Genomic DNA, 11298 nt, shown 5'->3' with positions numbered 1-11298 from the left:
ATTTAGGAAAATAAAGCCCTAATTTTATCAAATTTGGCACTTGTTTTTTGGCTTTATCCAATAATCATTCAGATCTACAAGTCTAAGTGATTATATCCCCTTTTTTTGACGAAAACCTCCCCCTCGTATCAGATTCTTCCCCCGTAGATTTGCATTATTCAAATGTTAGATTTACCATTTCTAATATCAAAATCAAGTAATTCCTTAAATAATATTATTCCAAAACCAAACAACGAAATCCTATCGAGTGCCTATGAAAATTAAATGGTTACTTCTTTACGGAGCAATGTTGCCTATGAGTGGCATATCAGCCCGTTACATTACCAAAGGTGATTATCCACAACATGGACTTGTGCTAAACAAAATCACCAACACTAAAACAACTGCCCCAAAAGACAAAACAATTACAGGACAAATTGTCGATGAAAAAGGTGAGGGTTTGCCAGGTGCAAGTGTTGTACTGAAAGGAACAAATATTGGCACAAATACCGATGCCAAAGGAAACTTTACCATAAAAGTACCCGAAGAATCTACCAACCCAGTGTTGGTTATTTCGTATGTAGGTTTTATTACAGAGGAAATCGCTATTTCGGGGCGAACCGTTGTCAATATACCCCTCAAAGCCGATGCTAAATCGCTCGACGAAGTAGTGGTTGTAGGATATGGTACTCAAAAACGCTCGGATATTACGGGTTCGGTGGCATCTGTTCCTAAAGAACGCCTATCGCAGTTACCTATTACCAATGTTTTGCAAGCCGTACAAGGTTCGGTAGCGGGTGTAAATATCTCACAGTCATCATCTGTTCCTGGCTCTACTCCCTCAACGATTATCAGAGGCCAGAACTCGATCAATGCCAACTCAGGCCCTTATGTGGTAGTAGATGGTATTCCTTTGAGCAAAACAGGTGGCTCGCTCAACGACATCAACCCCAATGATATAGAGTCGATGGAAATCCTAAAAGATGCTTCGGCAGTGGCTATTTATGGTACAAATGGAGCTAATGGGGTCATCTTGATTACCACCAAAAGAGGTAAAACAGGCAAACCTTCTATTCGCTATAGTACCTATACGGGTATCGAGGAGTTTGCACACATTCTTACGCCACGCAATGGAGAACAATATTTACAAAAATACAAAGACTACCTTGCTCAAACAGGCCAACCACAAACAAGCCCTGTACCCAACTACAACGAACTAGCCAACTACAATGCAGGTATTACTACCGATTGGCTAAAAGAAGCTAGCCAAACTGGTGTTTTACAGAACCATAACTTGAGTATTTCGGGTGGGTCGCCCAATGTAAAATACTTTATTTCAGGCGATTACCTCGACCAAAAAGGAGTAATAAAAGGGTATCAATATAAAAGAATCAGTTTCCGCTCAAACCTAGATGTCAACGTTACTGATTACCTAACAGTAGGTACGTCATTGTTTATTGCCAATAACAATTATGACGGCGGCCGTACCAACTTGCTCAATGCCACAGCCATGAGTCCGTATGGGCAAGAATACAATAGCGACGGAAGTTATACAATTTATCCGATGTTTCCTGAGCAATTATACACCAACCCAATGTTGGGACTAACAACCGACCGTGTCAATGGCAGCACAAACCTCAATGGTAATGGTTATGCAGAAATACAATTTTCGGGGCTTTTAAAAGGGCTAAAATACAGAATGAACTTGGGGTATTCGTATATTCCAACTCATGTGGCAACTTATACAGGCCGCAAAGCCAACGACTTGCTTGGTACAGCCTATAGCTCATATAGCGAAACAAATAGCTATACCCTTGAAAACATATTGTCATATACCAAAGATTGGGGCAAGCACCACCTTGACTTTACAGGGTTATACTCTGCCCAACAACGTAAATACAATACTGCCAGTGTTACAGCTGTAGGTTTTGTCAACGACGAATTATCATACAATAATATTGGTGCTGGTGCTACCCAATCGGGAAGTTCGTATGCCGACCGTTATGGTCTTAATTCGCAGATGCTCCGTGTAAACTATACTTACGATAGCCGTTATTTATTGACAGTTACAGCTCGCCGTGATGGTTCTTCGGTATTTGGAGCTAATACCTCGAAGTATGGTTTATTTCCATCGGCAGCTCTAGGCTGGAATATTATGAACGAGCCTTTTATGAGAGATTTAAGTTTAATCAATAACTTAAAATTACGTTTATCTGTCGGAAAATCAGGCAATGAGGCTATCAGTGTGTATCGTACTATTACTACCGATAACACCGTTCGGAGTCCATTTAATGGGGTAAGTAGTATCGGTGCTGTGGCTGGTAACCTCGGCAATGCCAATCTTCAGTGGGAAAGTACCCTCAGCAAAAATATTGGTATAGATTTCGGTTTGATGAACAACCGTATAAACGGTAGCGTAGAACTTTACCAAAACAGCACAACTGGTCTATTATTATTAAGAAGCCTTCCTATTATTACAGGATATAGCAACGTTTTTGATAACCTAGGTGAAACCTCAAATACAGGGATCGAACTTACCCTCAATACCCGAAATGTCACAAAAGGTGATTTTAAATGGGAAAGCACTTTTGTGTTTGCCTCTAACCATAACAAAATTGTGGATTTGTACGGCGACAAAAAAGACGACCTAGGCAACCGATGGTTTATTGGACAACCTATTAGCGTTGTTTATGATTACAAACTTTTGGGGGTTTGGCAAAAAGGCGAAGATGCCTCTAAGCAAGACCCTGGAGCATTGGCTGGCGATTTGAAATTTGCTGATTTGAATGGCGACGGAAAAATTACTGCCGAAGACCGTACTATTTTGGGTCAAACTACTCCAAAATGGACAGGTGGTATTACCAATACATTCCACTATAAAAACCTACACTTGAATGTATTTATCCAAACAGTACAGGGGGTTACTCGCAACAATGCCGACTTAACTTATGCCGACGAAACAGGCAAACGAAATACGCCTATTGATGTGGGCTACTGGACAGCCGAAAATCAAAGCAATACACGACCTTCTTTGGCTTACAAAAACCCAAGAGGCTATGGCTATGCTTCTGATGCCAGTTATACACGTATCAAAGATGTAACCTTGAGTTATGTTTTTAATCAAAATTTACTAGAAAAGCTACATTTGGGTGGGCTTACTGTATATGCAAGTGGCCGTAACCTACATACGTTTACAAATTGGATTGGCTGGGACCCAGAGGCCGTACAACAGCAAAGAGGTTCGGGTGACTGGGCAAACAACTATCCTCTTACACGTACGTTTGTGTTGGGTCTTAATATTAGTCTTCGTTAACTGGCAGCAATCCTAAAATAAAATATTATGAAATCATTTATTCAAATTCTCCTACTGTCGGTAATTGTACTGGCAACTTCTTGTAGGGATTCTTTTCTTGCGGAAAAACCTTTTTCATCGTATACACCCGCAACCCTCAACGACTCGTTGGGTTTTGAAGCCTCTTTGATAGGCTTATATAATCATACAAGTACTATTCTTACGTGGTCTGACCAGCAAGGATGGCTAAGTGTATGGCAAGTGGGTACTGATGTGGCCAATGCAACCGCCAATCAACAGGGTATCGAAATTCCTTATTACGATTATACACGCCTAACACCTACCGATGGGGCAGCAGGCCGTACTTGGGACAGAAACTATGTATTAATCAATTTATCTAATATTATTATCAATTCTATCGAATCGCCTAGCTTAAAGGGAATTAGTACTGTAGGTAAAAATAAGATTAATGCTGAAGCTAAGTTTTTTAGAGCATACGCTTACAACAATTTGGCTACTTGTTTTGGCGATGTACCTCTTTTGACAGAAGCTCTGACTGCTCCTAAAACCGACTTTACTCGTGCTCCTGTCGACCAAGTAAATAATCTAATCGTTAGTGACTTAACCTTTGCTATTGCCAATTTACCCGATATTGACGATGTTAAAAGCAATGCAAAAGGCAAGCTTTATGGCCGTGCCAACAAGTATATGGCAATGCAATTGCTAGGAGAAACGTATTTGAGAATGGGAAAACCAGACTTGGCCGAAGCTCAATTACAGGCTATTATTAATAGTGGTAAATTTAAGCTTGTCAAAAATAGATATGGTATCAAAACAAGTACTACAGGCGACTACTATTCAGATATGTTTGTATATGGCAACCAACGCAGAAGCCAAGGTAATACCGAAGCCATTTGGGTTTTAGAGCAAGAAAACCCTAGTACCGTAGTGGGTGGTAATACAGGTAGTGCTCAACAACGCAGGGTTTGGGGAGCAGCTTATCATAATGTAAAAGGAATGGCCCTGTCCGATTCTACCGGTGGGCGTGCTTTGGGTAGATTAAGATTAAGCAACTGGGTGATTTATAACCTTTACCAACAAGGCGATATTCGTAACTCAGCCAATAATATTCGTCGCCGTTATGTTTATAATGACCCTGTCCAAACAGCCTTATATGGTAAGCCTGTACCCTATGCTGGTAGCGATACACTGTTCAATTTAGCTCCACATACCACCAAATGGTACCAGTTTGACCCTAACGATACCTTTGGATTTGCGATGATTAAAGATTTTATTTTGATGCGTTTAGGCGAAACCTATCTGTTGTTGGCCGAAGCTCAATTCAAACAAGGAAAATTACAAGATGCCGCCAATACCCTGAATGTCCTACGTGCAAGAGCATTTCCAAGCTATCCTAATGTGGGCAAAATTGAGGCTTCTGATGTTTCGCTCGATTTTATCTTGGATGAAAGAGCCAGAGAGTTAATTGGTGAAGAAAACCGCCGAATGACCTTGATGCGTACCAAAACGCTGGTAAGTCGTGTCAATCGCCTGAATGCAAATAGTGCTGTAAATCCTGTTAAAGGACTTAGCAATACACATTTATTATTGCCTATTCCTCTTACCGAAATACAACTCAACAAAGACGCTGTATTACAACAAAACCCTGGCTATTAACCCATTACAACAAAAATCATTAGCCTCTAAACTAGGGAAAGAGGTACAAAGCTTAAAGCGACCAACCATAGGTGGTTATAGCCTAACTTTTCTTTGTACCTCACTAACTTAGCCTATTTCATTCTGAAGCCTCTGTTATCTATTTAAGCCCGCTATTCATACTTCTTGTACACAGCGGGTATTTTTGCTATTTTTCGCCATCTATTTTCTTATTCCATTTTTCTAAAAGCTGTGGGGGTTGTTCCAGTATATTTTTTAAACTGTTTACAAAAATGACTTTCATCAGTAAAGCCAAACTCATCGGCTATTTCGGTCAAGCTAAGTTGGCTATACAACAAACGAGCTTCAATAAGTTTGATTTTGTGTTGGGTAATATACTGCTTCAAGGATTCGCCTGTGTGTCTTTTAAAGAAAAGGCTAACGTAAGCTGGCGAATAATGAAACACCTCGGCCAGGTGTTCGATACTTAGCTTAGGAGGCTCATAAATATGCTGCTTGATATACCTCAAAATAGCCTCAACCGAATCTCTAGGAACAGTTTTTGTAGGTGTTTGCCCCAAAAGGTTTCGAGCAAGAATCATCATAATGCTTCGCATCAGGTTATCTCTTATGATTTCAAAATAGGGCGACTGATGCTCATATTCTTCTTCCAACACAGCCAAAAGATGATGCAACTTTTGCTTTTCTTGCTTGTCATGGACTATTGACCCACGACTTTGTGATGAGGTATAAAGCAAGGTATCCATGATGGCCACCCACGAGTTGTTTTTTTCTGCAAGCTGCTGTTTATTGAAAAAATCATTAAACCGAATAAAACAAAACTCGGTTTGTAGATTGATTTCAAAATTATGGTAATCTTCTGGCCCCAACAGAAATACATCGCCTTCGGTATATTCAAAGGCATTACCGTTGATATTATGAATACCATTGCCCCGCAAAATAAAAATGATTTCAAAATAGGTATGCTTATGAACCGAATGTGGCCATTGGGTGGCTTCAAAATGGTAAATATTGAAGGGTGTATGCAAAATGTATCGTTTCATAAACCTAAAAAATATATTGACTAGATAAATACGCTATTATACCATATATATACCAAGATATAATGGATTTTTACCATTAACAAGTTCAACCTATCAATTAGTTTTGTGATACTATAATCTATCTATCTCATCTCTAATAATACCTTCATGAAACGAATATACTTGTATTTTGTTATTTTAATGCCCTTTTTGTTACTATCATCTATGCGTCAGCCTGACGAATGGATACCTTTGCTAGATCAAAATCTTAGCCAATGGGAACGCTATTTGAGTTATCGCCATAAATCAAACTATAATGGAAATATACCGAAAGATAGTACAGGAAAACCCATTAGCCCTATTGGTTATAACAAAGACGATACGCATGTTTTTTCTGTAATCAACGACCCCTCTGGGCCTGTATTACGAGTAAGCGGCGAAATCTACGGCTGTTTATTTACCAGCAAATCATACGAAAACTATCATCTGAAGCTTCAAGTAAAATGGGGTACAGCCAAATATGAACCTCGCAAAGATAAACTTCGTGATTCGGGAGTTCTTTACCATTCTAACGGAGACGCTGGGGTAGAATACTGGCGTGCGTGGATGCTCTCACAGGAGTTTCAGATTATGGAAGGACATACTGGTGATTTTTGGTGTCAAGCCAACTCGGCTATCGATATACGTTCTTTCCAGTCGGAAGGTATTATGAATCGTGTTGCCGACCAAACACAACCCTTTGCACCATTCAAAACTGGTGGCGATTATTACTGTGTTCGTTCGGCCAATTATGAAAAACCTAACAACGATTGGAATACCCTAGAGCTCATTTGTTTTGAAGGAAAAAGCTTGCATATTGTTAATGGTCGTGTGGTGATGGTCTTAAAAAATTCACGCTATATACAGCCCGATGGCAAAGAAATACCTATGACTAGTGGAAAAATACAATTACAAAGCGAAGCTGCTGAAGTTTTTTACCGTGATATTCGTATCAAACCACTCAAAGCTTTACCAAAGCAATACGAACAATTATTCTAGGAGTTTGTATGACTTTGAGCTAAAAAATCCAATACCATAACTCAAAATCACCCCTTTTATGAAAAAAGTTAGAAGACGTTCATTCTTAACTCAGGCAGTTGTAGCTACAGCAGCTACTGCCGTGGCCACTCCATCGCTAGCCAATACGGCCAAGAAAATTTTTATCCATCATGTGTATTTTTGGCTTAAAAATCCTTCTAGCGAAGCCGATAAAAATAAGCTTATTGAAGGATTAACAGCTTTGTCGAAAGTACCAACTATCCGATTCCACCACATTGGCGTTCCAGCAAGTACCAATAGAAGTGTAATTGAGCGTGGATATGCTGTATCATGGATGCTGTTTTTTGATAATTTGGAAGAAGAAGAAGTCTATCAAAAACACCCTATTCACCTAAAATTTGTAGAAGACTACTCGCACCTTTGGGAAAAAGTCATTGTTTACGACTCGGTGCAAGTATAGTAATGAGATTATCTATTAGCTAGAAAACCAATTCAGTTCGCTGGCTAATAGATAATTAACAAAGATTTATATCAAAACTAGTCATAGCAATCCAAATTCAGACTAGAAGTTTATACACTACTTTTGTACTTTCAATTACGCTACAGGAAGTACATCTACCGAAACCGATAAGGTATGTCGTCCTGAACTAAAAATAACGCCTTTCAGTGGAGCTACATCACTGTAATCTCGTCCATAAGCCGTAATAATATGTCGTTCCTGAGGAACCATATCGTTGGTTGGGTCAAATTCGCACCACCCAAGTTGAGGAATATACACTGAAATCCAAGCATGCGAAGCATCTGTACCTTGTAATTTGGCTTTGCCCGGAGGCGGTAGCGTTTCGATATAGCCACTTACATAACGGGCAGGTAAACCCAAACTTCTCAAACAAGCAATAGCCAAATGTGAAAAATCTTGACAAACCCCTTTTCGTTCTCTCAATACCGTTTTGATTGGCGTATAGATGCTTGTATAATTAGAAACAAACTTAAATTCTGAAAAAATCTTATGACAAAGGTTAGCAACCCCTTCATACAAAGGTCTATTTTCGGGAAAACAGCTTTTGGCAAATAGCGTAATTTCATCATCCCAATTAATAAATGGGCTAGGCAGAATATATTGTAAAAGTTCAATTTTTAACGCCCGTGTATTCCAGATAATTTCACGAGCTTGCTCAACAGAAATACTATCTCTATAAAATGGATTTTTTTTAGGAAAACTCTCAATCTCACTTGTAGCTAGTACCTGTAATTCTTGGTGTGGAATATGTATCGAAAAATAATGTATTATATTACCAAAAAAGTCTTTTCTTTGCGTTATATCGGCAGGTTTTGGTGATATTTCTAATGAAAAGCTTTTACATATTTGTCCTACCATAGTTTGTGGTTGCAAGCATACCAAACTATGGTAGTTATTTACTTTTTCAAAGTATCGATACTGAGTTTTATGAATCAATTTATATTTCATTAGTCTCTAAATTTTCAGGACTTCCCATAAATGAATGCTGAATTTCGGTATGAGTAAAATACAAATTTGTCAAGCTCGTTGTAACCGAACTCAGCAAAGATGTTACCTCGGCCAAAAGGGTATCCAAAGCTGTACGATAAAGGCTTTCTGGTTCAAAATTAACCAGTTCGGCAATATCAGCCAATTTAATTTTGGTAGATGCTTCTAATACTGCTTTTTCGGCCAAGCTAAGCCTATCAGGCTGAATTGGCTTGGGTAATTTACTCAAACAATCCAACAAAGCATCAAGCTGGTAGGTCATCGAATAGGGTAAATTCTTTTCTAAAAGTACCATATCGAGCATGGCTTCCAAATTCATATTGGACTTATAAAGCAAACGATAATGTACCAACAAATGGTGGTTGATAAGCACTGCTTCTATCAAATCGTTTTCTACGCTTTCTTCACTTTTAAAACTAAAGGTAGCTCGAAGAATGCTGATTCTTGATAAAATTCGCTCGATGAGTTTACCCGCTTCAAGCAGATAAAAACCGCTGTCTCGGGGCATTGTTTCAGATAAAATTCCATAAAAAGTGAATAATCGAGTATGTAATTTATCTAAAACCTTTTGCAAACTTGTGGCATTGCTGGTACTTGGCTCTTCAGGGCGTTTGATTCTTTTCAAACTATTCTCAATCAGGTTGATAATACGCCAAGTATCATGATTCCATTTGTCACTTACTGCAATTACACCATACAAAAATGATTCGACACTCGAAGCCACCGAACCCAACTTTTTGGCATCGTACACAAGCCTATGAAGTTCGGGATAGGGGTTTTGTAAAATTTGCTCATGTTCTTCATCCAAAAAGCCAGGGTATGTCAAGGTTAAATGTGTCAAGGCTTTCAACAGAATATCAATGTGTTCGGCTTTTGACACACCTCCAAATCGCACACTTTCGTGCAACACGTTGATAATGATTTTTAGAAACTTCGTTGCCGACATGGTTCTTTCACAATAGCGACCTACCCAAAAAAGGTTTTCGGCACTTCGACTTGGTAATGAGGTATGATGATGAACCGATTCGGTTTTGTTCAGAACGATTGTATCTTTTTGTACCGGCTCGGTATCCGACACAATCCATGTGTCCTTTGACAAGCCTCCATGTTGATTTGATACTACAAAACGGCCTTTTTCGGCCGAGCTTCGTGTAAGCCCTCCTTGCATAACTTGATATTCGTTGCCATTGGCAACCAAATAAGCTCTAAGAGCCGCCAACCTTGGTTCAATATTACCATTGACCAACGAGGGTGTTGTAGAAAGGCTTATTTCTTCCTGTGCTACATATTCGTGCGGTGCCTTTAGGATTTGATTCTTCAAATTGGCAAGCTGCTCTTTATTAAGCATTCTTCCATAAACAGAACGAAATACCTGCTTGCGATTGGCTTTTTTAACAATCAAACGTGGCAAGTTGTTGAGGACAAACTGTAGTTCGTTTGGTTGCCCACACCACCATGTTGCAATTGAAGGCATGAGGAGTTCTTCGTTTAGCAAAAAACGACAAGCATTGTGCATAAACGACAACAAAGCACTATTTTCAAGGACACTCGCCCCCGGAGGGTTCAATACTGTAACATTGCCAGAACGAATAGCCTGTAACAAACCCGGAACACCCAAGCGAGAATCTTCTCGTAATTCGAGTGGGTCGCACCATTCGTCATCTACCCTTCTGATAATAACGTCCACTCGTTCGAGACCGTCTATTGATTTGAGCCAAACAAAACCATCACGTACCACCAAATCGTCGCCCTGTACCAATGTATAGCCTAAATACGAAGCCAAATAAGCATGTTCAAAATAGGTTTCGTTGTTTGGCCCTGGCGTAAGATACACGATATTGGGGTGTTCTTTGGTACGGTTTGACAAGGCAGAAACCTGTTGTTGTAAACTTGTGAAAAAAGGCGACAATCGGCTTACAAACATTCCTTCGGTTAATTCGGGCAAAATTTTACTCATGACACTACGGTTTTCGAGGGCATAACCCGAGCCCGAAGGTGCTTGTGTTCGGTTGTCTACTACCCACATACGGCCATCGGGGCCACGAGCAATATCGGTAGCATACAAAATTAATTGTTTTTCGGATGGTAATTTTAAGTCATTACAGGGTCTAAAAAAGCCCGTATTGTCATAAATTAGCTCAGCAGGCAAAATCCCTTCTTTAATGAGGTGTTGGGGGCCATAAATATCCTTCAACATCAGGTCTAATAAAATAGCCCGTTGTTGCAAGCCTTTTGAAATAGTATCCCATTCGTTTTTTTCTAGCAAAAAAGGAATCGGGTCTAGTTGCCAAGGGCGATTAAGACCGTCAGGGCTTTCGTACACATTGTAGGTTACCCCGTTTTCACGAAGCTTATTGATAATTTCCTGATTACGTACGGTTAGCTCTTTCATTCCCAACTTTTCTAGCGTAGCAAATAGGGTTCTCCAATGAGGCTTTACCTGCCCTGAGGCATCCAAAATTTCATCGTAAGAATCTATCAATTGCTGGTATGACTTCAATAAGCTATCTGTAGTATCTGTAATCATTTTTTAAGTGTTTGTGGACGAATGGCCAATAAATACGTCAAAAGAATACGATAGGTAATTTGCTGTTGAGATGAAGAATACGAGTTTCAAATAAGGGTTACTTTGGTATTATCAAAACAGAAGTTACATTTATCGAGCAATAAATGTAAGTATTTATGCCCGAAAAAATGGAATTGGCTATAGGCTAAATGTAGTATTACTGCATAATTAGGTGCTAATTATTGGATTTATAAGCAAAAAAATAGCCCTATTGAGA

At 39.4% G+C, this 11298-nt stretch carries 7 protein-coding genes; 4 read left to right on the top strand and 3 right to left on the bottom strand.

The window, feature by feature from the left end; genetic code table 11:
• Positions 1 to 253: 253 nt before the first annotated feature.
• Both FLEMA_RS0166730 and FLEMA_RS0166725 read left to right on the top strand, forming a co-directional pair.
• On the top strand, positions 254 to 3292 hold the full coding sequence (locus FLEMA_RS0166730; protein WP_026998202.1) for a SusC/RagA family TonB-linked outer membrane protein: 3039 nt from the start codon (positions 254 to 256) through the stop codon (positions 3290 to 3292).
• A gap of 27 nt (positions 3293 to 3319) precedes the next feature.
• Positions 3320 to 4948, top strand: a complete 1629-nt coding sequence (locus FLEMA_RS0166725; RefSeq protein WP_026998201.1) for a RagB/SusD family nutrient uptake outer membrane protein — start codon at positions 3320 to 3322, stop codon at positions 4946 to 4948.
• A gap of 209 nt (positions 4949 to 5157) precedes the next feature.
• On the opposite strand, the gene FLEMA_RS0166720 is transcribed toward FLEMA_RS0166725, so the two are convergent.
• Positions 5158 to 5991, bottom strand: coding sequence for a helix-turn-helix domain-containing protein (locus FLEMA_RS0166720; RefSeq protein ID WP_026998200.1), 834 nt, complete (start codon positions 5989 to 5991; stop codon positions 5158 to 5160).
• Positions 5992 to 6138: 147 nt separating this feature from the next.
• Between FLEMA_RS0166720 and FLEMA_RS0166715 the strand changes: the two genes are divergently transcribed.
• Positions 6139 to 7008 carry a 3-keto-disaccharide hydrolase gene (locus FLEMA_RS0166715; protein ID WP_026998199.1) on the top strand — a complete coding sequence of 290 codons (870 nt, stop codon included), beginning with the start codon at positions 6139 to 6141 and terminating at the stop codon, positions 7006 to 7008.
• 58 nt (positions 7009 to 7066) lie between these two features.
• Positions 7067 to 7468 carry a Dabb family protein gene (locus FLEMA_RS0166710; RefSeq protein WP_026998198.1) on the top strand — a complete coding sequence of 134 codons (402 nt, stop codon included), beginning with the start codon at positions 7067 to 7069 and terminating at the stop codon, positions 7466 to 7468.
• A gap of 135 nt (positions 7469 to 7603) precedes the next feature.
• On the opposite strand, the gene FLEMA_RS0166705 is transcribed toward FLEMA_RS0166710, so the two are convergent.
• A complete protein-coding gene (locus FLEMA_RS0166705) occupies positions 7604 to 8476 on the bottom strand; it encodes a transglutaminase family protein (protein WP_026998197.1) in 873 nt (290 codons plus the stop codon).
• On the bottom strand, positions 8466 to 11042 hold the full coding sequence (locus tag FLEMA_RS0166700) for a circularly permuted type 2 ATP-grasp protein (protein ID WP_026998196.1): 2577 nt from the start codon (positions 11040 to 11042) through the stop codon (positions 8466 to 8468). Before FLEMA_RS0166700 ends, FLEMA_RS0166705 begins: the two co-directional genes overlap by 11 nt.
• Positions 11043 to 11298: the final 256 nt, after the last annotated feature.

Origin of the sequence: Flectobacillus major DSM 103 (genome assembly GCF_000427405.1) — a bacterium.
Taxonomy (GTDB): Bacteria; Bacteroidota; Bacteroidia; order Cytophagales; family Spirosomataceae; genus Flectobacillus; species Flectobacillus major.
This window is presented reverse-complemented; position numbering and strand designations above follow the sequence as displayed.

Bases quoted from the DNA above. Each gene is read 5' to 3' on its own strand.
- FLEMA_RS0166730 (WP_026998202.1), top strand. From the start codon at position 254: ATGAAAATTAAATGGTTACTTCTTTACGGAGCAATGTTGCCTATGAGT.
- FLEMA_RS0166725 (WP_026998201.1), top strand. From the start codon at position 3,320: ATGAAATCATTTATTCAAATTCTCCTACTGTCGGTAATTGTACTGGCA.
- FLEMA_RS0166720 (WP_026998200.1), bottom strand. From the start codon at position 5,991: ATGAAACGATACATTTTGCATACACCCTTCAATATTTACCATTTTGAA.
- FLEMA_RS0166715 (WP_026998199.1), top strand. From the start codon at position 6,139: ATGAAACGAATATACTTGTATTTTGTTATTTTAATGCCCTTTTTGTTA.
- FLEMA_RS0166710 (WP_026998198.1), top strand. From the start codon at position 7,067: ATGAAAAAAGTTAGAAGACGTTCATTCTTAACTCAGGCAGTTGTAGCT.
- FLEMA_RS0166705 (WP_026998197.1), bottom strand. From the start codon at position 8,476: ATGAAATATAAATTGATTCATAAAACTCAGTATCGATACTTTGAAAAA.
- FLEMA_RS0166700 (WP_026998196.1), bottom strand. From the start codon at position 11,042: ATGATTACAGATACTACAGATAGCTTATTGAAGTCATACCAGCAATTG.